The sequence below is a fragment of the Streptomyces sp. NBC_00019 genome (genome assembly GCF_045041015.1).
Lineage (GTDB): Bacteria > Actinomycetota > Actinomycetes > Streptomycetales > Streptomycetaceae > Streptomyces.
Genome location: NZ_CP108302.1, coordinates 6,626,356 through 6,648,003, shown reverse-complemented (window position 1 = coordinate 6,648,003; position 21,648 = coordinate 6,626,356). Strand labels below are relative to the sequence as shown.

The window sequence follows — 21,648 nt, the reverse complement described above, 5'->3', positions numbered from 1 at the left end:
GCGTGTTGATCGGTGAGGTGGCGCGACGGTCCGGGGTCAGTGCCCGCATGCTCAGGCATTACGAGTCGCTCGGACTGCTGCGGCCCTCGGGTCGTACGGGCTCCGGCTATCGGGAGTACTCCGGCGACGACATCCGGCGGATCTTCCACATCGAGAGTCTGCGGTCACTGGGGCTGTCGCTGCGGGAGATCGGGCGGGCGCTGGACGATCCCGGTTTCACGCCCTCGGCGCTGGTCGACGACCTCATCCGTCAGACACGCGAACGCATCGCGGCCGAGACCGAGCTGCTCACGCGGCTCCGCCGGATCGACGCCGCCGAGCCCGCCGACTGGGAGGACGTCCTCCAGATCGTCGTGTCCCTCCAGGCGCTGGGGTCGAAGAGCGCTGCCGCCCGCCAGCGCGCGGCCCTTTCCTCAGCCGACGAGATTCCGGTCGAGGCCCTGGTCGAGGCGGTGCTCAGGGAGTCGGAGCCGAACGTCGCCGGAGCCCTTCGCTGGGCGCTGGCGCGATCGGGCGACGGCGGCACGGCACTGCTGGCTCAGGGCCTCGGCTCACCGGTGCCCGCCGTGCGGGAACGCGCCGTTCGGTCCCTCGCCGAGCTGCCCGGCGACGAGGCCACCGCCCGGCTGCGGGACGCCCTCACGGACCCCGATGCCGTGGTCCGCGGTCATGCGGCTCTGGCGCTCGGGACGCGGGGAGTGGTCGACGCGGTCCCGGCCCTCGTCGACCTGATCGTGGAGGGCAGGAACGACACGGACGCGGCCGACGCGCTGAGCATGCTGGCGGGCGACACCGCGACGGCGGACCGGATCGCCACCAGGCTCGTCGACCGCCTCACCCACGGCACCACCCACGACACCACCGAGGCGCCCGCACGCGTACGGCTGACGGAGGCGCTGGCGGACATCCCGGGGCGCACGGCTTCGGACGCCCTCGTGGAGCTGTCCGGCGACGGGGACCGTGCCGTCGCGCTGACCGCCGCGTACCTTCTTCGGCTGCGCGACGCAGGGTGACGGTTCCTCTCGGGAACTGCGTACGCGGCCCGGCCGCAGGACCTCCGCCGGGCCGCCCCTCGGTCAGCCCTCGGCGCGGGCGGGCAGCCGCCATCCCGGGCGCGGGAAGTGGCAGGTGTAGCCGTCCGGGTAACGCTGCAGGTAGTCCTGGTGCTCGGGCTCGGCCACCCAGAAGGGGCCCACCGGCTCCACCTCGGTGACGACCTTGCCCGGCCACAGGCCAGAAGCGTCCACGTCCGCGATCGTGTCCTCGGCGATCCGCTTCTGCTCGTCGTCCACGTAGTAGATCGCCGAGCGGTAGCTCAGACCGATGTCGTTGCCCTGCCGGTTCTTGGTGCTCGGGTCGTGGATCTGGAAGAAGAACTCCAGGATCGCGCGGAAGTCGGTCTTCGCGGGGTCGAAGGCGATCTCGATGGCCTCCGCGTGCGTGCCGTGGTTACGGTACGTAGCATTCGGTACGTCACCCCCGGTGTATCCCACCCGGGTCGCCGTCACGCCCGGAAGTCGGCGGATCAGCTCCTCCATCCCCCAGAAGCATCCGCCCGCCAGCACGGCCCTCTGCGTCTGCGCAGCCATTCCCGCTCCTCCCATATCTGCCATCTCGGTCACTCGGGCTGCTCGGCTCGCACGCCGTCGGCATCCCAGACCCACCCCCCTCAACGCACGAGGGCTTCCGGCGATTCCGTACCGGGCGAACGGCATCCGGTACCCGAACCGGTAGCCGTGGTCATCGGCGGGCGGTCCGCAGTGTCCCGTCGGGGAGCCGACATGACTCGCCGGGACAAGTCCGGACCGGTCTAAAACCACTGGTCCCACCCCCCGGACCGGCCCCACGCTGTACGCCATGGAACAGCCCCGACACCAGATCCGAGCGACCCACACGGCATCCACGATCACCGTCTACCAGGCATACTCCCCTGACCTCGGCCTGCCGGCCGCCCGCGAGAACCGCTTCCCGGCGGCATGGAAGCGCGATCGGATGACGTGGATCAAGCCCTCCTTTCTGTGGATGATGTACCGCTGCGGCTGGGCCACGAAGGAGGGGCAGGAGACCGTGCTCGCCGTCGAGATCACCCGTGACGGCTTCGAGTGGGCGCTGCGCCATGCATGCCTGTCCGGCTACGTCCGGGGCCTGCACCCCGACCGGGCCGCCTGGCAGGGCCAGTTGAAGCGGGCGCCCGCTCGTGTGCAGTGGGATCCCGAGCGCGACCTGCGTCTTCAGCCCCTGCCCCACCGCGCCCTGCAACTCGGCCTCTGTGGCGAGGCGGTTCGGCGATACGCCGATGAGTGGACGGTCGGCATCCGTGACGTGACCTCGCTCGCCCGCGAGATACACGCACGAGTCCGCAGCGGTGATCTGGACTCCGCCGCCCGGCTGTTGCCCGAGGAACTCCCGTTTCCCGAGGGAGACGGACTCCTCGCCCACCTACGGGGATGAAGCCCGCGCGCTCCGCGCTACAGCTCGGGACAGCGCTCCACGTCCCCCTCGAATGTCCCGCCCGCCCCATCCGTCACCGTCACCGTCGTCGAGTCCAGATCCGGGCGGGTGAGCAGATACGCGCGGGCGGCGGTGCAGATGACCTGGTTCGCCGCGAGGGGGGTCAATTTGCCTGCGTAGCCTGGCAGTTCGAGGCGAATCCTGTCGGTCTCCGTCATCAGCCGTACCGACTCCTCGGGGGACGGCTCGGTGGGTGAGGGGGTCGGGAGGGTGGTGGCGGGGAGTTGGCGGGCCAGCTCGGTGGTCAGCTGTTTGCGTCGTTCCTGGGGGGTCGGGCCCTTGAGGAGTGACTCGACGGCCGTCACGGGTTCGCCGGCGTCGGAGATCGTGCGGGGCACCGCGACCAGGGCGCCGTCCCGGACCAGGTAGATCGGTACGGTCGGGGGGATCCCGCTCGCGGGTCCGCCCGCCTCCACCACGCCGGTCGCGGGGATGTCGCAGGAGGAGAGCAGGAGGGCCGACGCCGCGACGAGCAGCGCGGTGACGTGGGTCGGCTTCATGAGGAACCCGGGCTTCATGAGGAACCTCCACCTTCCGACTCGTCCCGCCGTAGCGGGAGTTCTACGGTGAAGACCGCGCCGCCCTCGGGACGGTTCGCCGCGCGGATCGTCCCGCCGTGCATCCGTACGTTCTCCTCCGTGATCGAGAGGCCCAACCCGCTGCCCTCCGTACGGGTGCGCGCGCTGTCCGACTTGTAGAAGCGCTCGAAGACGTACGGCAGTACGTCGGCCGGGATGCCGGGGCCGCTGTCCGTCACCTCGACGATCACCGAGGCGACCGCCGGTTCGTTTGCCGATACGTCCGCCGGTACGCCCGCCGACAATCCGATCCGCACCGGCCGCGCCCCGTGCCGCAGCGCGTTCCCGACCAGGTTGGCCACGACCACGTCCAGCCGCCGCGGGTCGACCCTTCCGCGCAGTTCGTCGGGGCCCGGCAGTGCCGTCTCCACCTCGTCCGACCAGCCGCGGGAGGCGAGGGTGCGGCGGATCGACTCGGCGAGGTCGATCTCGTCCAGGTGGAGGACCGCCGCGCCCGCGTCGAAGCGGGAGACCTCCATCAAGTCCTCGACCAGACGGGCGAGTTTGACCGTCTCCTCGCTGATCAGCCGTACCGCGGTGGCCGTGTCGGGATCGAGGTGGCCGGCCTCCTCGTCGAGGACGTCGGTGACCGCCGACATCGCGGCCAGCGGGGTGCGCAGTTCGTGGGAGACGTCCGCCACGAAACGGCGGGCCCGCGCCTCCATGGCACGCAGTTCGGCGACGGACTTCTCCAGGGCCGCCGCGGTCTCGTTGAACGTGTGGGACAGGTCGGCGAGTTCATCGGAGCCGTTGACGTCGAGGCGGGTGTCGAGGTGGCCCTCGGCGATGCTGCGGGTGGCGCGGCGGAGGGCACGGACCGGACGCAGTACGCCGCGTGCGGCGAACAGGGCGAGGAGTACGGCGGCACCGAGGGCCGGTACCATCGCCCGCTCCACCGCGGTGACCAGGGCGTCGACGGACGCCTGTTCGCCGGTCTGGGGCACGGCGAGGAAGACCTGGACACCGGACAGCACCGGAATACCCCCGGTCGGACCGGCGAAGGCGACCGACATACCGACGAGCAGCGAGGTACGTCCGCCGTCGCGCACCCGCTGGAACACCGTGGCCTGGCTCGAGTCGACGGCCTCGCGCACGGCCGGCGTCAGCGCGCCGAAGGGGTCGTCCGGGATCGAGGTCTCGGAGATCCCCTCGTATCGGACCAACACCCGCCATGTGGCCGCCGGTTCGGCGCGGGCCACGTCCACGGCGAACTGTCGCAGTGACTGCCGGGAGGGGGGATACGTCAAGTCCGGGGCCAGGCGTCCGACTTGGGCACGCAGTTGTGCGATCACCGTGTCCTGGCTCTGCTTGAGGACCCCGTTGCGGGCCTCCCGGAAGGCCAGGGCGCCGGTCGTCATGGTGGCCAGGGCGGCGACGAGCCCGAACGCCACGACCAGCCGCATCCGCAGACCGCCACGCGCGATCCACGCCGGGAACCTCACCCCCGTACGCCCACTCGCCCTCGTACGCTCACTCACCGCCGTACGACCACTCGGCGCCGTACGCCCACTCACTCCCGTACGACCCCCCACTCCCGTACGACGTCTCACTTGGCCGCGAACCGATAGCCGAAGCCACGCACCGTCTGTATATAGCGCGGATCCCGCGGCGGATCGCCCATCTTGGCGCGCAGCCGCTTCACGCAGGCGTCCACCAGGCGGGCGTCGCCGTGGTAGCTGTGCTCCCAGACCGCCTCCAGCAGCTGCTGTCTGCTGAAGACCTGTCCGGGCGAGGCGGAGAGGGTCAGGAGGAGGCGGAGTTCGGAGGGGGCGAGGGCGACCGGGGTGCCCGCGACGGTGACGGTGAGACCGGCCCGGTCGATGGCGAGGTCGCCGTGGGTGTCGATCCTCGGCAGGCCGCCGCCGTCGGCCGCGGTGCCGCCCGCCCGGCGAAGTACCGCGCGGATACGGGCGTTCAGCACACCGGCCTGCACCGGCTTGACGACGTAGTCGTCGGCGCCCGCCTCCAGGCCCACGACGATGTCCACGTCGTCGCCCCGCGCGGTCGCCATGACGATCGGCAGGGTCTGGTCGACGGAGCGGATGCCACGGCACACGTCCAGGCCGGTCATGCCGGGCAGCATCAGATCGAGGACGACGACGTCGGGGCGGAAGGACGTGAGGTGCGCCATGCCGTCCTCGCCGGTCGCGGCGGCGGCGACGTCGTGTCCCTGGCGGCGCAGTGCCAGGGCGACCCCTTCGCGGACGGCGCGGTCGTCTTCGATCAGCAGAACTCGTGGCATGGGCTCAGTATCGGGACCGTCGGGCGCGCGTCTGGACTCTGTTACCGGATGATCACACAGCCCACGACGGATTGTTCGTTATTGTTTCGTGACCATTCGGGCCAGATCCGATCACATGGCGGCCACAACCTGGCCAACCATGACCGCCCACACCACCACACCCTCCCGTTCCCGACGCCGCCGACGCGGCGCCACGCACGCCTCCTCCGGACGGCGGCGCGGAACGGGACGCGTGTGGGCGGGTCTGGTCGCCCTGACCGTCCTCGGTGCCGCCGGGTTCGCGGCCGCCCAGTGGGCGCCGCCCGGAGACGGGGAGGCCAGGACGGAAGCCGGGCAGAAGACGGCCCCCGACCGCAAAGCGACACCGCCGCCGACGCCGACGCCGACGACCGATGCGCGCTCCACCCAGCGGGCCAAACCCGCCCCCGCCCCGTCCCGCTCCACCACCACGACCCCGACCATCCCCGCGACCGGCCCCGGCACCTTCGTCACCGCGTCCGGCGGCAGCCCCAAGGTCGGCAACGGAAGGACCCTGCGCTACCGCGTCGAGGTCGAGACGGGGCTCGACCTGTCCACGGCGGACGTGGCCGAGCAGGTGGACCGCGTCCTGGCCGACCCCCGGGGCTGGACGGCGGACGGCACCTCCGCGTTCCAGCGGATCTCGTCGGGGACCGCGGACTTCGTCGTCAAGGTCGCGACCCCGGGCACCGTCGACAAGATCTGCGCGACGCAGGGCCTGGACACCGGGGGTGAGTACAACTGCAGCGTGAACGACGACGTCATGGTCAACCTCAAGCGCTGGGAGCTGGCCACCCAGTACTACGCCGACGACGTACGGTCCTACCGGGCCCTGATCATCAACCACGAGGTCGGTCACTTCCTCCGCCACGGCCACGTCACCTGCCCCGGCCCCGGCAAACCCGCCCCGGCGATGATGCAGCAGATCAAGGGCATGAAGGGCTGCGTCCCCAACGTCTGGCCCTACGACGCCCAGGGACGGCTCATCACCGGACCGGCCGCGCCCTGACGCCGTGCCGGGGTCAGGCTCACCCGGAAGCCGTCAGCTTCTTCAGCTGTGCCTCGACGATCGCTTCCGGTACGACGGCCGGGGGCGAATCTCCCGACGCACGGGGCCGGTCGAACTCGTAGAACATGGCGACCGTGGCTCCCTGCCTGACGGCCACCACCGCGAAGGGCACCCGGACAGGCTCCTCGTCCCCGGTGCCGGCCACGACCTGCGTGAGCCGCAGGGACACGGACTCGTCGCCGTAACCGGGGTCGGGCTGCAGTTCGGTGTCCTCGTAGGGGAAGTCCGCCGTGACGTCCTCGAAGGTCTCGCACTCCTCGGCGGCGGTGCGGAGCTCGGCGATCACCCGCGCGGCGTCCTGACCGCTGTGCGACGACAGGATCATGGTCGCCCCGGTCGCGCTGTCCTTCTTCGAGAAGATCATCCGGCCGACACGCGCGACGGCGCCGAAGCCGCTGCTTCCCCCCAACGCACGGGCGACGGGGGCGCATTCGTCGGGATCGGCCGTACGCCGCGACGCGGACGTGTCGGTCACCGTCTTCTCGATGTCGTAACCGCCGAGGTCCGCCTTCGTGAGCACCGCCTGTTCGAGCTCCGTCGCGCTCAACGGCTCCGCCTCCACGACGGCCACGTCCGCCGAGGCGTCCGCATCGGAACCGCATCCGGCGAGCGTCGCGCACAACGTGAGCACCGCCAGAGAAACGCCCACCCGTGACTGCCGAACCATCGTCGTCCCCACCCGTTCCCCACCCGCTCCCCACCGGAGCATCGATCAGCAGAGTAGAACGTCAGTCCCCTTCCCGAGGGGCCGAACCAAGATCCGTGACCGCGCAGTTGGCCTCGCGGACCGTCGGCGAAGTTGCGGAGCCGTCAGCCCATGACCGAAGCTCCCGGCATGAACGTCCGTGTGGAGATCGCCCGTGAGGCGAGCCAGGAACTCGTCGACGCTTTCGCCCGCCTGCTGCCCCAACTGTCGTCGACGGCGAAGCCCCTCGACCATGAGGCCGTCGAGCGCATGCTGACGCACGACGCGAACACCGTCCTCCTCGCCCGCACCCAGGCCGGGATCGTCGGGACCCTGACCCTCGCGATGCTCCCCCTGCCGTCCGGTCTGCGGGCCCGCGTCGAGGACGTCGTCGTGGACACCGCCGCCCGCGGCCAGGGAGTCGCCGGCCTGCTCATCGAGGAGGCCCTCCGCATCGCCCACGAGGCCGGAGCCCGCACGGTCGACCTGACCTCCCGCCCGGACCGGGGCCCGGCGAACCGCCTCTATGAACGGCTCGGCTTCCGGGCCCGGGAGTCCACGGTCTACCGCCTTCCGCTGGACACCGGCCCGACCCCCTCATGACCGACACCGACACCGACACCGACGCCGAGTCGCTGGCCGAACTCTGGCGGCAGCGGCGCCCGTCGGGCCCGCCCGTCGCCCACACGCTCCGGAGTACGTACCCGGACTGCTGGGTGCGCTTCCACAGCCTTCCCGAGTCCAAGCGCCACCCCGGGGGAATGTGAAGCAGGGCTCATGGATCATGGTGGGGTGAGAGACGTGGAGCAGGCCGGTGGCCGTGGCGGACTGACCGCCTATCAGGCGGAGTTGCGGGACCGTATGCTCGCCGCCCCGGTCGTGCCCGCCCCCGAGCCGTGGCGGCCGGTCTTCGAGGGCTGTGCCCCCGTCGGCGGGCTGCTCGGTATCGGTTTCGCCGCGCACCCGGAGAACGGTCGTGACCTGGTGATGGTCGTGTCCGGTGACGGGCATGGTCTGTTCGACGCCGTCACGGGAGAGAGGATCGCCCGGGACCGTGACCCCGATCCCGATGCCGAGGAGTGCGGTCGCGACGCGCCTCCCGGGCTGTCGTGCCCGGGGCTCGGGCCGATCGCCGGGCGCAGCGTGTACATCGCCGGGCTCCTCGGCGGCGCTCTGCACACCGGCACCGGTGACGGCTGGGTCCTGGAGGTCGTGAGTCCCGACTGGCCGCACGACCGGGTCCTGCTCTCCCGCGGCAGCAGCATGCCGCACCGCGCACCGCACGGAGAGGGGTGGTGGCACATCTTCCACTCGTACTACTCGGAGTTGCGGGCCGTCGGCTTCTCCCCCTCCGGCCGCACTCTCGCCGTGGCGACCAGCAGCGACGTGACCCTGTGGACCCGCGCCCCCGCCGACTGAGTCACCCCACGCGCCCCGCCAGGAACTCCTCCCACGTCCGCTTCCCCGTCTCCGCGCCCTGCAGCGTGAGGTTCGCCCCCGCCCGGTACGCCTTCCCCGCCTTGCCCGGTATCCGCACCGGCATCCTCAACCGGCTCCGCTTCCCCCGGAGTTCGAGGTACGGACGGGCCAACTCGGCGATGTCGTACGTCTTCGGACCCGTGATGTCGGGGACCAGCCCCTGGGGCTCCCCCAACATCAACTCGGCAAGTCGCGCGGCCACTTCGGCCGAGTCCACCGGCTGGAGGCGCAGACCACCGGGTACCGGAAGCACCGGCAGCTTCGTCATCTTCTCGATCATCGTGAGGGTCAGGTCGTGGAACTGGGCCGCCCTCAGGGTCGTCCAGGGGATGCCCGAGTCGGCGATGACCCGCTCCGAGTCGAGCTTGGTCCGCAGCCAGGCCAGCGGGACGCGGTCGGCGCCGATGACCGAGATGTACACGAGGTGGCGCACCTCGGCGCCGACGCAGGCCCGCACCAGGTTCCGGGTCGCCTCGTCGTCCCCCTTCGGCCCGCCCGCCAGATGCAGGACCGTCCCGACACCGGCCACCGCCGCCGCCACGCCCTCCCCCGTCAGCAGATCGGCGGTGACGTACTCGACGCCGTCCCCGCCCTCGCGGGCACCGCGGCTCAGGACCCGCACCTCGTGACCGGCCGCCCGCAGCAGCGGAACCACATGACCGCCCAGGGTGCCCGTGCCGCCGGTGACCAGGAGGGGTGCCGTCTTCGTCATGTCTGCTCCAGTTCCGCGAGGTTCGACTGCCTTCACCGGACTGACCCCGGGCGTCGGGGCGATGTGACAGACGGCGGCGGATTTTTTCTCGCATTGCTCGCTCGTCCCGCGCGAGGAACACACAGCGACACCACTTAAGGTAAGGCTTGCCTAAGCAAATCCCCCCAGAAGATCGCCGGAGCAAGTCGTGCGCGCAGCGGGGCTATGAGCAGGCAGGGCCACTGGCCGTCGTTCTGCTGCTCTCGCTGCCCGCGCTCGTGTGGGCGAGCCGGGCGTCGCTGCCGCTCGGGCTGGACCCCGACACGGCGGCCGGGCTCGGGGTGCGGGTGGACCGGGTGCGGCTCGGGCTCACCGTCCTCGGGGTCGTGCTCGCCGCGACGGCGACCGGCGCGGCCGGGCCCATCGGCTTCGTCGCCCTCACCGCACCCCAGCTGGCCCGCCGCCTCACCCGCACACCCCAACTGCCCCTGCTCAACGCCGCGTTGACGGGCGCCGTGGTCCTGGTCGCCGCCGACCTCGCGGCCCGCACCCTCGTGCCTCCGCTGGAGATCCCGGTCGGCGCGCTCACCGCGCTGGTCGGCGGGCCGTATCTGCTGTGGCTGCTGGGGAAGAGGTGAGGGCCCCGGAGCAGTGCGGCTCCGGGGCCCTCGGTCATGCGGGCGGTGTCAGATCGTCGCCGTGTCGATCACGAAGCGGTACCGGACGTCGCTCGCCAGCACCCGCTCGTACGCCTCGTTGATCTCGTCGGCGCGGATCAGCTCGATCTCCGCGCCGAAGCCGTGCTCGGCGCAGAAGTCCAGCATCTCCTGGGTCTCCTGGATGCCGCCGATGCCGGAGCCGGCGAGGGTCTTGCGGCCGCCGATCACCGAGAACAGGTTCAGCGCGACGGGCTCCTCGGGGGCGCCGACGTTCACGAAGGCGCCGTCCGTCTTCAGCAGGGACAGGTAGGCGTCCAGGTTCAGCGGGGCCGAGACCGTCGAGAGGATCAGGTCGAAGGTGCCCGCGAGCTCCTTGAAGGTCGTCTCGTCACTGGTCGCGTAGTAGTGGTCGGCGCCCAGCTTCAGGCCGTCGTCCTTCTTGCGCAGGGACTGGGACAGGACGGTGACCTCGGCACCCAGCGCGTGCGCGATCTTGACGCCCATGTGGCCGAGGCCGCCCATGCCGACGATCGCGACCTTCTTGCCGGGGCCGGCGTTCCAGTGCTTGAGCGGGGAGTATGTGGTGATGCCGGCGCACAGGAGCGGGGCGGCCACGTCGAGGGACAGGCCCTCGGGGATGCGGACCACGTAGTTCTCGTCGACGACGATCTTCTCGGCGTAGCCGCCGTAGGTGGGCTCGCCGTCCTTGCCGACGGCGTTGTACGTGCCGGTCATGCCGCCGCCGGTGCAGTACTGCTCCAGGCCGGCCTTGCAGTTGTCGCACTCGCGGCAGGAGTCGACCATGCAGCCGACGCCCACCCGGTCGCCGACGGCGTACTTGGTGACGCCGGGGCCGACCTCGGAGACGATGCCGGCGATCTCGTGGCCGGGGACCATCGGGAAGATGGCCTCGCCCCAGCCCTCACGGGCCTGGTGGATGTCGGAGTGGCAGATGCCGGCGAACTTGATGTCGATCAGGACGTCGAACTCGCGGACCGCGCGCCGTTCGATGGTGGTGCGCTCCAGCGGAGCCTTCGCGGCGGGGGCGGCGTACGCAGCAACGGTGGTCATGCCGGGGTTCTCCTAGCAGTGGTGTCGCACCCGGCCGCCTTCTGACCGGGTACGCGACCACCTTGCCCGAGCGAAGGGTGTTCACCCAGGTCACCGCTCTGCCTACGTTCGCTGTTCCTACTACTGGCGGGGTCAGGATGATGAGCGTACGACCGTGAATACTTGAGGCATGGACGAACGCCCCGAACCCGTACAGGAGCCCTCCGGCGGCGCGCTGGACCGGCGTGCCGAGCTGAGCGAGTTCCTGCGCACCCGGCGGGCCCGGCTGAAGCCGGAGGACGTGGGGCTGCCGGACTTCGGACGGCACCGGCGGGTGCCGGGGCTGCGGCGCGAGGAGCTGGCGCAGCTGGCCGGGGTGTCGGTGGCGTACTACACGCGCCTGGAGCAGGGCAACGGACGGAACGTGTCGGCGGAGGTCCTGGACGCGATCTCCCGTGCCCTGCGGCTGACCGACGCCGAGCACGCCCATCTCACGCATCTCGCGAAGCCGAAGCAGCACAAGAAGAAGCAGACCGGGCGGACCCAGCAGGTGCGCGGCTCCCTGCTTCACCTGCTGGACTCGATGGACGGCTTCCCGGCGTACGTCACGGGTCGGCGCTCGGACATCCTCGCCTGGAACCGGATGGCCGCGGCGGTCTTCGGCGACTGGTCCGAACTCCCGCCGCAGGACCGTAACTGGGCCCGCATGGTCTTCCTGCGCCCCGAGTACCGCGACCTGTTCGTCGAATGGGACTCCAAGGCGACGGACATGGTCAGCTACCTCCGCATGGACGCCGGCTGCCACCCCGATGACCCGCGCCTGTCCGCCCTGGTGGGCGAACTCTCGGTCAAGAGCGAGGAGTTCCGGCGTCTGTGGGCCACCCATGACGTCAAGGAGAAGGGCTACGGCATCAAACGCCTCCGCCACCCCCTGGTGGGCGACCTCACCCTCAGCTTCGAGTCCTTCCGTCTGCCCGACGACAGCGAACAGACCCTCATCACCTACCACGCGGAACCGGGCTCCCCCTCGGCCGAGGCCCTGCGCCTGCTGGCCAGCTGGGGCACGGACGCGACCCGGGCGGGCAAGGAGTCGACGGCCCCGCAGGCCTGACCGGGCGCCTCAGTCCGCGACGCCGAGGTCCTCGCGCATCAGCCGCCGCATCTCGGACAGCCGTGGCTCGGCCTCCTTCAGGTCGAGCAACGCCTGCACGGCGCTCTCCCCGTCCCGGGCCCGCCCCCGGTCGAGCCGTTTCACCACGGCGTCGATGCCCGCGAGCACCTGGTTCACGGCCCGCGAGGCCTGGAGGATCCGCTCCGGGACGACCATCTGCGCCTCGGCGTACCGGTCGCGGTACTCCCGCCGTACCTCCTCCAGCTGCTCACGGTCGTGGTCCGTGTAGACGTCGTCGCGCAGCCGGTGCAGGGCGTCCTTGAGGAGGGTGTGGAACTGACGCGAGGCCCGGTTCATCCCCGTATAGGCGGTCCGCCGGTCCGCGAACAGCCGCCTGTGTTCGGCGAGTTCGGCCTCCTCCGCCCGCTGTCGCGAGGTCAGCCGCTGGCTGAGGACAGGGGCGAAGAGAGTGCCGAGGACACCGACCACGGCGGTGATCATGGCGGTCACGGCAGCGGTCATGCGCGGACCCTACGTCACCCCTGGTACGGCGGCATCACCCCCCACCCCCACTTCGGCACCGGCTGCTCCGCCGGCGGCTTGGCGTCCGGTCCTGAGAAGTACACCGCGAGCCGGGTGCCCCACTCGATGTAGGCGAGGAAGGCCGAGCGGAACTCGGCGTCGGTCGGCAGGCCCGCCTCGTCGGCGGCGTCCTGGATGAGGCTGACCCAGCGGCGGCGCTGGGGCTCGGTGATGCCCCGGCCCAGGTGCTTGGCGACCATGTGCCCGTGGCCGCCCTGGGTCTCGGAGTACCCGGGCGGGCCGCCGAAGACCTCCGCCAGCCAGAGGGACACGTGCTCGGCGTGCTCGGGGGCCAGGCCGTCGAAGACCGGGGCCAGCAGGTCGTCCTTGAGGACCTTGCCGTAGAAGACCGACGTCAGACGGGCGAAGGCCTCAGCGCCACCCGCCCACTCGTACAGCGTGGGCACGGCCGAGCCCGCGCCACGTACCGTCGTCGGTTTGTAGTGCCGCATCTCCTCGATGTCGGCGATGTACGGACGGATCTCGGCGAGGAAGTCGGGGAAGAGTTCCGACTTGCGGAAGCCCTCGATGTGGTCCTCCGTCGAGGTCCACGTGATGCGCAGGACGAAGTGCGCGAAGTCCTCCTCGCAGCGCGCCAGTTCGTAGTCCACGCACTGCGGCGCCGCCGCCAGCTGGGCCGCGGCGCGGGTGTAGGCGGCCAGGAACTCCGCCGAACGGTCTTCCGGGATGTGGTACCGGACGTATTCCACGGTGTGGGCGGTCATGGGGCCACACAAACACGGAAGCCCCACCGGAGGCTGCTCCTCCGGTGGGGCTTTCGCTCATGGCCTACTGCGGCGGACTACTTTCCGTAGTACGCGTTGTAGATCGAGATCGTCGACTTGTTGCCCTTCTTGTCGGCGATCTTGGCGTGGAAGGAGATGCCCTTCCCCTTCTCCGGGTTCTTCACGGTGATCTTGCCGCCCGTGACGGTGACCTTCTTCCAGGTCTTGCCGTAGTCGTAGGACACGTACACCGACAGCGACTTCAGGTTGGAACCCTTGGCCGCACCCTCGACGACGACCGGGATCTTCACCGTCTCGCCGGCCTTGACGCGGCTGTCCAGCCCCGTCTTGGCGTTGAAGCGAGCCGTGGAGACCGGCAGCGAGACCAGGTCCGCGGAGGACTTCTTCGAGCGGAACGTGAAGCTCGCGTCGATCCGCGTCGAAGCCGCCGCCACCTTGACGCTCCGCTTCACGGACGTCGTCAGCTTGTACTCGGCGTCGGCGGCGGGAACCTTGAAGGCCCCCTCGCCGAAGAACGGGTCCGTGTTGGAGCCGACCTTGGTGCCGTTGCGGTACAGCTCCGTCTTCACCGAGGAGAAGACGGACGAGCCCGCGTGGGTGGCGCCGTCCGCGAACAGCGGCAGGTAGCCGTAGAGGTTGTTGCCCTCACGGAACACGCCGTAGTTCTTGTTCAGGTGCGGACCGAAGACCGCGGTGTTGAAGGTCTTCGTGTACTTCTGGCCCGCCTTGAAGGTCTGCGGGTCGCCCAGCGTGTAGTAGGCCTCCGTGATCGGGAAGCCGTCCGCGTCCTTGCCGTTGTACTGCTCGAAGTCCAGCGTCCACTGGACCTTGTCGGACGTCGAGAAGTACACCGTGCGGGTGCCCGGCAGCGACTGCTCCACGGGGGAACCGATGACGATGTCCGTGGGGAAGAAGCCCCAGGCGGTGAGCCCACCGGTCTTGCCGGCCGCGGCCGCACCGAGGTTGTTCTTCACCGTGGCGAGCTCGGACGCCTTGAAGTGGCGGACCTTGTCGCCCTGGATCTTCGTGACCTTGGCGGTGGTGGCCACGTCGTACTCGGCGTTGTCACCCTTGGTCCACTGACCGCTCCAGGTCTGGCTCAGACCGGTCGCGACCTGCCCGCCGAGGTGCGCCATCCGCAGGTCGGCGAAGGACGGCAGCCCCACACCGATGCCGATGCCCGCCGGGTCGTACATGTAGCTGACCATGCCGAAGAGCTGCTTGGCCCCGGCGTCCGGCACCGTGATGTCGGGCGACTTGGTGGTACGGGCGTCGATCGTCACCGAGCTGTTCTTGGTGACGCTCAGCTTCGGCTGGACCACCCAGTCCAGGCCGCCCTCCAGGTTCACCCAGTCCTTGGCGATCCAGGCGTCCAGCAGATACGTGCCCTTGGGCAGGCGCATCTTGGTGGTGCCGGACTCGTCGATCGTCACCTGGTAGCCAAGGTTCGCGGCCAGACCGGTGTAGCCGAGCAGGACGGTGTTGTAGTCCTTGGCCGGCTGGCCGTCCTTGCCGATGTGCTTGACGGTGAGGTCGTACGACTCCACCTCACGCTGCACGGCCGCGGCCGTACGGACCGTCTGGCCGCCGCCCGTCGCGGTCACGTACGCGGAGTACGCGCCGTCGACCGTGCCGCCCAGCTTGGTGTTGACGGTGAAGTCGACGGAGGCCGTGCCGCCCGCCGGGACGGTCACCTTCGTCTTGGCGAGCTTGAAGAAGCCCGTCGGAGCCGCCGCGCCCTTGGGGTTGGTGGCCTTCGACGACAGCGTCAGCGTGACGTCCTTGTCACCGAGGTTGCGGTACGTCAGCTTCTTGGGGACCGGCTTGTCATCGGTGTGCGGCCACAGCTGCGTACCGAAGCTCACCGACACCGGGTCGGCGATCACGGTCTGCTTGATGGCCTTGTCGACCTGGATCCGGCCCGAACCCTGCTCGAACGGGGTGTACTTGCCGCCCTTGGTGGAGGCGGTCAGCGCGCCCTTCAGTTCGGTGTAGGTCCACTCCGGGTGCTGCTGCTTCAGGATCGCCGCGGCGCCCGCGACATGCGGGGTCGCCATCGACGTACCGGAGATGGTCAGGTAGCCGGCCGGCTTCTCGCCGACTTCCTGCTCGATGACGCTGCCCTTGGCCGAGGCGGCCGTGATGTCCACGCCCGGCGCGGTCACGTCCGGCTTGATGGCGCCGTCGCCGACCCGCGGGCCGGTGCTGGACCAGGGAGCCAGGACATCCTTGTCGTCGACGGCGCCGACGGTGAGCGCGGCGTCCGCGCTGCCCGGCGAACCGACCGTCTGCGGACCGGAGTTGCCCGCCGCGATCGCGAAGAGCGTGCCCTTCTCGGCGGAGAACTTGTTGACCGCCGCCTCGAGCGGGTCGACCTCCGGGGTGTCCATGCCGCCGAGGCTGAGGTTGACGACGTCGGCGCCCTGCGCGACGGCCCACTCCATGCCGGCGAGGATTCCGGAGTCGTCGCCCGAGCCGTTGTCGTCGAGGACCTTGCCGTTGAGGAGCTTGGCGCCGGGCGCCACGCCCTTGTACTTGCCGCCCGACTTGGCGCCGGTGCCCGCCGCGATGGACGCGACGTGCGTGCCGTGGCCGAAGTGGTCGGTGGCGTCGGCGGCCGTGGAGAAGTTCTTGGCGTCGATCACCTGGTCCTTGAGGTCCGGGTGAGTGGCATCGACGCCGGTGTCCAGGACGGCGATCTTGACGCCCTTGCCGTTGTAGCCGGCGGCCCACGCCTTGGGGGCGCCGATCTGCGGCACGGACTTGTCGAGGCTGGCCTTGCGGACACCGTCGAGCCAGACGTGCGCGATGCCGGAGGCCGTCTTGTCGCCGTTGGTGACCGCGTCCCACAGCTCGGGCGCGTCGGCGGTCGTGGTCTGCACCGCGTCCGCGTTCAGCGACTTCAGGGCCACGCGGAGCGTGCCCGCGTCCCGGACGTCGTCCTTCGCGGCGGTCGCGGCGCCCTTGTAGCCGACGATCACCTTCAGGCCCTTGGCCTGCGACTTGCGGGTCGCGGACTTGTTGAGCTCGGTGATGTCGAAGAGCCGCTGGTCCAGCTTGCCGGTGGCGACCAGCTGGGCCGCGTCGGCGGGTATGACCAGGGTGTGCCCGTCGGCCTTGCGGACCTGGAACGGTATGCGCTCCCGTCCCTTGGCCCGCTCGACGCTGACGACCTGTCCCTTGGCGTCGACGGCGACCCGGTCACCCGTGATCAGAGTGATGCGATGGTGTGCCTTGAGTGAGGAGGAGGCTGCCGGTGAGGCTGCCGCCCGCTGCTCCGGCTCCGCCGCCGCGGGGCTGGTCATGCCCGCCGCGAGGGCGACCGCTGCTCCCGTGGCCACGGTGGCAGCACAAACTCTTTTCACTTGTCTGCGCAAGTTTCCCCCTTGCTGAAGGACCGGATGAATTCCCCGTTCATCCGGGCGGGGGTGGTCCCGCACGCATGCGCGTGCACCCCCCGGAATACGCAGTATGCCGGGGGGTGATCAGGCACCTCAATAGACAGGAACCCCACAGCGGGGCACTGTTACGTGTTGCTCATATTCAGGCGCCCGCGTTCTCCTTCACCGTGATCTTGCCCTTGCGGATGGTCGCGATCCGCGGGGCCTTCTTCGCGATGGACGAATCATGCGTGACCATGATGAAAGTGAGCCCGAGCTCCTTCCACATGCGTTCGAGTACGTCCATGATCTCGTCGCGCATCGACTCGTCGAGGTTGCCGGTGGGTTCGTCGGCGAGCAGCACCTTGGGGTTCTTGACGAGGGCGCGGGCGATCGCGACGCGCTGCTGCTGCCCTCCGGACATCTCGCCGGGCAGGTGTCCGAGGCGTTCCCCGAGGCCTACGGACTTCAGCGCCTCGGCGGCCCGTTCGCGGCGCTCCTTCACCTTGGTGCCGAGGGGGACCAGGGCGGTTTCCACGTTCTCCTGTGCGGTGAGCGTGGGGATCAGGTTGAAGGACTGGAAGACGAAGCCGATGTTCTCGCTGCGGACCCTGGTGAGTTTGGCCTCGGAGAGCTTGGCCAGGTCGGTGCCGTCCAGGACGACCTCACCTGTCGTGGGGCGGTCCAGGCCGCCGAGCATCTGGAGGAGGGTGGACTTGCCGCCGCCGGTGGGGCCCTGGATGACGAGGCGGTCCCCGTCGGCGATGGTGAGGTCGATGCCGGCGAGGGCGTCGACGGTTTCCTTGCCTCGGGTGTAGCGCTTGGTGACGCTTTTGAGTTCGTACATTTTGGGTGGCTCCTGAGTGTTGTTCGACTGCGGGTCGTGGGGGCTGGTCGCGCCCACGCGGCGGAGCCGCATATCGATGCAGCCCCGCGCCCCTAGGGAGTTGCGGGTGCCGCCCGCCGAAAACGAACCGCTACTCGACGCGCCTCAGCGCGTCCGCCGGGCGCAGCCTCGATGCGCGCCAGCCGCCGAACGCGCCCGCGATCAGGCCGCCGGCGACCGCGAGGCCCACCGCTATGGCCACGGTCGTCACGCTGACCGGGGCCGTCAGGGCGACGTCCAGGGTCCGGGACGCGGCCTGCCGGCCGGGGCCGCCGCCGAAGCCGCCGCCTCCGCCGGGGCCGCCACCGGCGTTTCCGCCGCCGCCCAACTGGGCTTCCAGCGTGGGGCTGATGGCCGTGACGACATACGCGCCCGCCAGGCCCAGCGCGATCCCCAGCGCGCCGCCGAGCAGCCCGTTGACCATCGCCTCGCCGACGACCTGCCGGGTCACCCGGCCCGAGCGCCAGCCCAGGGCCTTGAGCGTGCCGAACTCGCGGACCCGGCGGGAGACCGCCGAGGAGGTCAGCAGACCGGCGACCAGGAACGCGGCGATGAGGACCGCGATGGAGAGCCACTTGCCGACGCTGGTGGCGAGGTCGGAGGCGGTGGAGAGGGAGCCGGAGACGGTGTCCGCGAGGTCGGCGGAGGTCGTCACGGTCGTACCCGAGATGTTCTTCTGGATGGTCGACTTGACGGCGTCGATCTGCTGGGAGTCCGTCGCCTTGACGTAGATCGTGGTGACCTTGTTCTTCTGGTCGCTGATCGTCTGCGCCTGCTTGAGCGGGATGTACAGGTTGGCCGCCGCGTCACCGCTGTCCGCGGTCGCGACGCCGATCACCTTGAACTTGACCTTCTTGATGGTGACCGTGGAGCCGGCCTTGAGCTCCTTCTCCTTGGCGTACGCCGAGTCGACGACGGCGACCTTGGCGTCGGTCTCCGTCGACTTGAAGGTACGGCCGCTGGTGATCTTGGAGGAGGTCAGCGGGCCGGCGCCGGACTGGGTGACGTCGGTGCCGTAGACGGAGTAGTTGTTGACGTCGAAGTTGGCGCCGCCGCCGCGCACTTCGCCCTGCGGCTGGCCGGTGCCGCCGCCGTTCCCACCGGGGCCGCCCTGCTGCTGGCCGCCGTTGTCGTTCTGCTGGAACTGGCCGCGGGTGAACTGACCGTCGACCTTGATGACCTGAAGGCTCAGTCCGCCGACCGCGTCGGAGACACCCTTCTGCGAGCCGACCTTGGTGACGGTGGTGGCGGCCAGCGTCTGGAAGCCCTGGGGCATGACGATGTCGCTGCTCTGCTCCGCGTCGGAGTCGCTGTCCTGCGCGTCGAACTCGAAGCGGGGGCGCTGCTGGGCGTTGTCGCCCGACTGCGCCGGGGCGGCCTTGGTGACCGTCATGTCCGTGCCGAGACCGTAGAGCGACTCCAGGACCTTGTCCTGGGCCTTGCCCATGCCGGAGGACACGGAGTTGACCACGATGACCAGCGCGATACCGAGCGCGAGCCCGGAGGCGACGACGAGGGCCGCCTTTCTGCGGCGGCGCAGTTCGCGCCTCAGGTAGGTGAAGAACATGCGCCGCAAGCTAGGTACGGCGCGTGATGACTGGATAAGGCCTAAATAAGAGATGCATGAGAAGGCTGTGGTGAAGCCCGGAAACACCGATGCCGCCCCTGGGGGCGGCATCGGAAAACTGTGAACAGACCCTGGATCAGGCGGCCGAGCCGGCCTTCCAGTCGGCCCAGCTGAGGTTCCAGCCGTTGAGGCCGTTGTCCGGGGAGACCGTCTTGTCGCCGGTGTTCTGGACGATCACGACGTCGCCGACGATCGAGTTGTTGTAGAACCAGTAGCCCGCGGTGCCCTTGTCGTTGGCGCCCTTGGTGTCCGAGAGGCCGACGCAGCCGTGGCTGGTGTTCACGCTGCCGAAGATGGACTTCGCGCCCCAGTAGTTGCCGTGCACGAAGGTGCCGGAGTTGGTGAGACGGATGGCGTGCGGCACGTCCTTGATGTCGTACTCGCCCTTGCCGTCGTCGTCGGTGAAGCCCACGGTCGCGCCGTTCATGCGCGTCTCCTTGAACTTCTCGGACATCACCATGATGCCCTCGTACGTCTTGTTCTCCGGGGAGCCGGCCGAGATCGGGATCGTCTTGACCGTCTTGCCGTCCTGCGTGACCTTCATCTGCTTGGTCTTCGCGTCGACGTACGTGACCTGGTTGCGGCCGATCTTGAAGGTGACCGTCTTCTGCTGGACGCCGTAGACACCGTCCGCGCCCTCGACACCGTCGAGCGCGAGCTTCAGCGTGACGGTGGAGTTCTCGGTCCAGTAGTCGTCCGGGCGGAAGTCGATGCGGTTGGCGTTGAACCAGTGCCCGACGACCTCCTGGCCGCTGGACGAGGAGACGGTGATGCCCTTCTGGACGGCCGACTTGTTGGTGATGGCCTTGTCGAAGTTGATCGACACCGGCATGCCCACGCCGACGGTGGAACCGTCCTCCGGCGTGAAGTTGCCTATGAAGCTGTTGGTCGGGGAGACCGTGGTGAACGAGGCGTTCTCGTGGGCCACGCGGCCGTCGGAGTCCTTGGCCTCGGCGGCCAGCTTGTAGGTGGTCGAGCGCTCCAGCTGGGCGCTCGGCTTCCAGCTGGTCTTGTCGGCGGACAGCGCGCCCGCGACCTCGGCGCCGTCGGCGGTCGTCATGGATACGTCCGTGAGCGTGCCCTTGCTCACGGTGACGGCGGCCGAGTTGTTGATGGAGGCGTTGTCCGAGCCGTCCTTGGGCGTGATCTTGATGTCGGCCTCGGACGTCTTCTTGGCCGCCGCCTCGTCGGCCTTGGCCTGCGAGGTGTCGTTGCTGCTGCCAGAGGCATCGTCGTCGCCGCTGGAACAGGCCGACAGTACGAGTACACCGCCGAGCAGTGCGGACGCGACCGTAAGGCCCCTGCGCCGCTTACTGACCGTCATCACACGCTTCTCCATCGTTGCCGAATCCCCAAAACCCCGAGAGTCCCCGTTAATGAATCTTCAACGCTACGACCGGTTCGTCCCGTTCCACATTCTTCGAAGGTGTGGGGCACACCACGTCCGCCGTGGCGGGTGGTGCGGATCTCGGTCCGTGCGCCCCCTGAGACGAGTAAACCCCGGGCGGCGGTTGCCGTCCGGGGTCACGATTTTCCCAAGACTGCTCAGCCGGCCGCCACTGCCGCTTCTTCGTCGTCGTCCTCGGTCACATCATCCTCGTCGAGGTCCCACTCCGGCGAATCCGGGTCGTAGTCGATCTGCTCGCTCGACCAGGAGGCCTGCACGAGTTCGACCCCGGGCACCTCGCTGACCAGGTCGAACGGATCGACGAGATACGCGAGGGCCTCCGCGGTGTCTTCCGTCACAGCGCTCTCGGCGTGGGTCTGCTCGTCGGCCGGCATCTCGGAATCGTCGGCGATCCGCTCCAACGCGGCCCTCGTCACGGCCTCCTCGTCGCCGATCTCGACGACGAGTTCCACGCGAAGGCGGACAAAACGTGATGTCTCTGAAGTGCTCATGTCCCGGAGAGTACGGCCCTTCGTCCCCGTGACTTTCCCGTGACCCGCCCCTTTCATTAACATCGCCCCACACGGCCAATTCGCCAGCGCCACAAGGGGATCGATATTCCGTGTCAACCGCTCGCCGTTCGTTGCTGACCGCCACCGCCGCGGGCACCCTCCTGGGCGCCCTGTGGTTCGTCCCTTCCGCCAACGCGTCCCAGGACGAACCGGCGAGAACGCAGGTCACGCAGCAGGCCAGGGCCACGACCGCCGAGTCGGCCCAGGACCAGGAAACGCAGGACGGCACCCGGCTCGCAGACACCGGCAGCTTCGACACCACGCCGTACGTCGTCGGCGGCACGGCCTTCCTCGGGCTCGGCGCCGGTTTCGTCGTCTATTCGGTGCGCCGGGAGCGTCTCGGGTTTTGAATCGACTTGACGCGCGTTTGACCAA

At 69.6% G+C, this 21,648-nt stretch carries 22 protein-coding genes and 1 pseudogene; 9 read left to right on the top strand and 14 right to left on the bottom strand.

The genetic code is table 11. The features are described from left to right. Window positions 1–2 precede the first annotated feature (2 nt). Window positions 3–1,013, top strand: coding sequence for a MerR family transcriptional regulator (locus OHU89_RS31490; protein ID WP_405647878.1), 1,011 nt, complete (start codon window positions 3–5; stop codon window positions 1,011–1,013). 63 nt (window positions 1,014–1,076) lie between these two features. Here the strand turns inward: OHU89_RS31490 and msrA are convergent, their stop codons facing one another. After that, window positions 1,077–1,589: a peptide-methionine (S)-S-oxide reductase MsrA gene (gene msrA / locus OHU89_RS31485; RefSeq protein WP_266888690.1), complete on the bottom strand. Its 513-nt coding sequence runs from the start codon at window positions 1,587–1,589 to the stop codon at window positions 1,077–1,079. A gap of 268 nt (window positions 1,590–1,857) precedes the next feature. Here msrA and OHU89_RS31480 point away from each other — a divergent pair, with 268 nt between their 5' ends. Then, complete coding sequence (locus OHU89_RS31480) at window positions 1,858–2,451, top strand: DUF4291 domain-containing protein (protein WP_405647875.1); 594 nt, start codon at window positions 1,858–1,860, stop codon at window positions 2,449–2,451. Between the two features lie 17 nt (window positions 2,452–2,468). Here OHU89_RS31480 and OHU89_RS31475 read toward each other — a convergent pair whose 3' ends face one another. The 3 genes from OHU89_RS31475 to OHU89_RS31465 form a co-directional block, all read right to left on the bottom strand. Continuing rightward, entirely contained in the window at window positions 2,469–3,029 is a 561-nt protein-coding gene (locus OHU89_RS31475; RefSeq protein ID WP_405647873.1) for a hypothetical protein, read from the bottom strand. Then, window positions 3,026–4,492, bottom strand: coding sequence for an ATP-binding protein (locus tag OHU89_RS31470; RefSeq protein ID WP_405654738.1), 1,467 nt, complete (start codon window positions 4,490–4,492; stop codon window positions 3,026–3,028). Before OHU89_RS31470 ends, OHU89_RS31475 begins: the two co-directional genes overlap by 4 nt. Before the next feature lie 143 nt (window positions 4,493–4,635). After that, window positions 4,636–5,331 (bottom strand): response regulator transcription factor, encoded by a 696-nt coding sequence (locus OHU89_RS31465; RefSeq protein ID WP_266888693.1) that lies wholly within the window; start codon window positions 5,329–5,331, stop codon window positions 4,636–4,638. 139 nt (window positions 5,332–5,470) lie between these two features. Here OHU89_RS31465 and OHU89_RS31460 point away from each other — a divergent pair, with 139 nt between their 5' ends. Beyond that, window positions 5,471–6,358 carry a DUF3152 domain-containing protein gene (locus OHU89_RS31460; RefSeq protein WP_405647871.1) on the top strand — a complete coding sequence of 296 codons (888 nt, stop codon included), beginning with the start codon at window positions 5,471–5,473 and terminating at the stop codon, window positions 6,356–6,358. Between the two features lie 19 nt (window positions 6,359–6,377). Here OHU89_RS31460 and OHU89_RS31455 read toward each other — a convergent pair whose 3' ends face one another. After that, a complete protein-coding gene (locus tag OHU89_RS31455) occupies window positions 6,378–7,067 on the bottom strand; it encodes a hypothetical protein (RefSeq protein ID WP_405647869.1) in 690 nt (229 codons plus the stop codon). Window positions 7,068–7,253: 186 nt separating this feature from the next. Between OHU89_RS31455 and OHU89_RS31450 the strand changes: the two genes are divergently transcribed. Genes OHU89_RS31450 through OHU89_RS31440 form a run of 3 tightly spaced genes read left to right on the top strand, consistent with a single transcriptional unit; the run spans window position 7,254 to window position 8,522 of the window. Continuing rightward, window positions 7,254–7,706 (top strand): GNAT family N-acetyltransferase, encoded by a 453-nt coding sequence (locus OHU89_RS31450; protein ID WP_405654736.1) that lies wholly within the window; start codon window positions 7,254–7,256, stop codon window positions 7,704–7,706. Next, the gene (locus tag OHU89_RS31445) at window positions 7,703–7,870 is read left to right on the top strand and encodes a hypothetical protein (RefSeq protein ID WP_405647867.1); all 168 of its coding nucleotides are present in this window, start codon (window positions 7,703–7,705) and stop codon (window positions 7,868–7,870) included. Before OHU89_RS31450 ends, OHU89_RS31445 begins: the two co-directional genes overlap by 4 nt. A gap of 10 nt (window positions 7,871–7,880) precedes the next feature. Continuing rightward, window positions 7,881–8,522 (top strand): hypothetical protein, encoded by a 642-nt coding sequence (locus tag OHU89_RS31440; RefSeq protein WP_405647864.1) that lies wholly within the window; start codon window positions 7,881–7,883, stop codon window positions 8,520–8,522. A gap of 1 nt (window position 8,523) precedes the next feature. On the opposite strand, the gene OHU89_RS31435 is transcribed toward OHU89_RS31440, so the two are convergent. Further along, on the bottom strand, window positions 8,524–9,294 hold the full coding sequence (locus OHU89_RS31435) for an SDR family oxidoreductase (protein ID WP_405647862.1): 771 nt from the start codon (window positions 9,292–9,294) through the stop codon (window positions 8,524–8,526). 197 nt (window positions 9,295–9,491) lie between these two features. Here OHU89_RS31435 and OHU89_RS31430 point away from each other — a divergent pair. Then, window positions 9,492–9,911: pseudogene (locus tag OHU89_RS31430) on the top strand (iron chelate uptake ABC transporter family permease subunit); the annotation flags it as partial. A gap of 48 nt (window positions 9,912–9,959) precedes the next feature. Here OHU89_RS31430 and OHU89_RS31425 read toward each other — a convergent pair. After that, entirely contained in the window at window positions 9,960–11,003 is a 1,044-nt protein-coding gene (locus OHU89_RS31425) for an NAD(P)-dependent alcohol dehydrogenase (protein WP_405647860.1), read from the bottom strand. Window positions 11,004–11,172: 169 nt separating this feature from the next. On the opposite strand from OHU89_RS31425, the gene OHU89_RS31420 reads away from it, so the two are divergent. Next, window positions 11,173–12,093: a helix-turn-helix domain-containing protein gene (locus OHU89_RS31420; protein WP_405647858.1), complete on the top strand. Its 921-nt coding sequence runs from the start codon at window positions 11,173–11,175 to the stop codon at window positions 12,091–12,093. 9 nt (window positions 12,094–12,102) lie between these two features. Here OHU89_RS31420 and OHU89_RS31415 read toward each other — a convergent pair whose 3' ends face one another. The 7 genes from OHU89_RS31415 to OHU89_RS31385 all read right to left on the bottom strand — a co-directional run bounded on the left by OHU89_RS31415 (window position 12,103) and on the right by OHU89_RS31385 (window position 21,213). Next, on the bottom strand, window positions 12,103–12,615 hold the full coding sequence (locus OHU89_RS31415) for a hypothetical protein (protein WP_405647856.1): 513 nt from the start codon (window positions 12,613–12,615) through the stop codon (window positions 12,103–12,105). 14 nt (window positions 12,616–12,629) lie between these two features. Next, window positions 12,630–13,400: a group II truncated hemoglobin gene (locus tag OHU89_RS31410; protein WP_267015000.1), complete on the bottom strand. Its 771-nt coding sequence runs from the start codon at window positions 13,398–13,400 to the stop codon at window positions 12,630–12,632. 77 nt (window positions 13,401–13,477) lie between these two features. Beyond that, on the bottom strand, window positions 13,478–16,726 hold the full coding sequence (locus OHU89_RS31405) for a S8 family peptidase (protein ID WP_405654734.1): 3,249 nt from the start codon (window positions 16,724–16,726) through the stop codon (window positions 13,478–13,480). A 238-nt stretch (window positions 16,727–16,964) separates the two neighbouring features. Then, on the bottom strand, window positions 16,965–17,648 hold the full coding sequence (locus OHU89_RS31400; RefSeq protein ID WP_405647854.1) for an ABC transporter ATP-binding protein: 684 nt from the start codon (window positions 17,646–17,648) through the stop codon (window positions 16,965–16,967). A gap of 130 nt (window positions 17,649–17,778) precedes the next feature. Further along, on the bottom strand, window positions 17,779–19,254 hold the full coding sequence (locus tag OHU89_RS31395; protein ID WP_405647852.1) for an ABC transporter permease: 1,476 nt from the start codon (window positions 19,252–19,254) through the stop codon (window positions 17,779–17,781). A 136-nt stretch (window positions 19,255–19,390) separates the two neighbouring features. After that, window positions 19,391–20,653: an Ig-like domain-containing protein gene (locus tag OHU89_RS31390; protein ID WP_266888710.1), complete on the bottom strand. Its 1,263-nt coding sequence runs from the start codon at window positions 20,651–20,653 to the stop codon at window positions 19,391–19,393. 206 nt (window positions 20,654–20,859) lie between these two features. Beyond that, a complete protein-coding gene (locus tag OHU89_RS31385; protein ID WP_266888711.1) occupies window positions 20,860–21,213 on the bottom strand; it encodes a hypothetical protein in 354 nt (117 codons plus the stop codon). Window positions 21,214–21,323: 110 nt separating this feature from the next. Here OHU89_RS31385 and OHU89_RS31380 point away from each other — a divergent pair, with 110 nt between their 5' ends. Next, entirely contained in the window at window positions 21,324–21,623 is a 300-nt protein-coding gene (locus OHU89_RS31380; RefSeq protein ID WP_405647849.1) for an LPXTG cell wall anchor domain-containing protein, read from the top strand. Window positions 21,624–21,648 lie beyond the last annotated feature (25 nt).

Excerpts from the sequence above, each read along its gene's own strand:
- OHU89_RS31385 (WP_266888711.1), bottom strand. The coding sequence starts at position 21,213 with ATGAGCACTTCAGAGACATCACGTTTTGTCCGCCTTCGCGTGGAACTC.
- OHU89_RS31475 (WP_405647873.1), bottom strand. The coding sequence starts at position 3,029 with ATGAAGCCCGGGTTCCTCATGAAGCCGACCCACGTCACCGCGCTGCTC.
- OHU89_RS31465 (WP_266888693.1), bottom strand. The coding sequence starts at position 5,331 with ATGCCACGAGTTCTGCTGATCGAAGACGACCGCGCCGTCCGCGAAGGG.
- OHU89_RS31390 (WP_266888710.1), bottom strand. The coding sequence starts at position 20,653 with ATGGAGAAGCGTGTGATGACGGTCAGTAAGCGGCGCAGGGGCCTTACG.
- OHU89_RS31460 (WP_405647871.1), top strand. The coding sequence starts at position 5,471 with ATGACCGCCCACACCACCACACCCTCCCGTTCCCGACGCCGCCGACGC.
- OHU89_RS31395 (WP_405647852.1), bottom strand. The coding sequence starts at position 19,254 with ATGTTCTTCACCTACCTGAGGCGCGAACTGCGCCGCCGCAGAAAGGCG.
- OHU89_RS31435 (WP_405647862.1), bottom strand. The coding sequence starts at position 9,294 with ATGACGAAGACGGCACCCCTCCTGGTCACCGGCGGCACGGGCACCCTG.
- OHU89_RS31440 (WP_405647864.1), top strand. The coding sequence starts at position 7,881 with ATGGATCATGGTGGGGTGAGAGACGTGGAGCAGGCCGGTGGCCGTGGC.
- OHU89_RS31415 (WP_405647856.1), bottom strand. The coding sequence starts at position 12,615 with ATGACCGCTGCCGTGACCGCCATGATCACCGCCGTGGTCGGTGTCCTC.
- OHU89_RS31450 (WP_405654736.1), top strand. The coding sequence starts at position 7,254 with ATGAACGTCCGTGTGGAGATCGCCCGTGAGGCGAGCCAGGAACTCGTC.
- OHU89_RS31445 (WP_405647867.1), top strand. The coding sequence starts at position 7,703 with ATGACCGACACCGACACCGACACCGACGCCGAGTCGCTGGCCGAACTC.
- OHU89_RS31405 (WP_405654734.1), bottom strand. The coding sequence starts at position 16,726 with ATGACCAGCCCCGCGGCGGCGGAGCCGGAGCAGCGGGCGGCAGCCTCA.
- msrA (WP_266888690.1), bottom strand. The coding sequence starts at position 1,589 with ATGGCTGCGCAGACGCAGAGGGCCGTGCTGGCGGGCGGATGCTTCTGG.
- OHU89_RS31420 (WP_405647858.1), top strand. The coding sequence starts at position 11,173 with ATGGACGAACGCCCCGAACCCGTACAGGAGCCCTCCGGCGGCGCGCTG.
- OHU89_RS31425 (WP_405647860.1), bottom strand. The coding sequence starts at position 11,003 with ATGACCACCGTTGCTGCGTACGCCGCCCCCGCCGCGAAGGCTCCGCTG.
- OHU89_RS31480 (WP_405647875.1), top strand. The coding sequence starts at position 1,858 with ATGGAACAGCCCCGACACCAGATCCGAGCGACCCACACGGCATCCACG.
- OHU89_RS31400 (WP_405647854.1), bottom strand. The coding sequence starts at position 17,648 with ATGTACGAACTCAAAAGCGTCACCAAGCGCTACACCCGAGGCAAGGAA.
- OHU89_RS31410 (WP_267015000.1), bottom strand. The coding sequence starts at position 13,400 with ATGACCGCCCACACCGTGGAATACGTCCGGTACCACATCCCGGAAGAC.
- OHU89_RS31470 (WP_405654738.1), bottom strand. The coding sequence starts at position 4,492 with ATGCGGCTGGTCGTGGCGTTCGGGCTCGTCGCCGCCCTGGCCACCATG.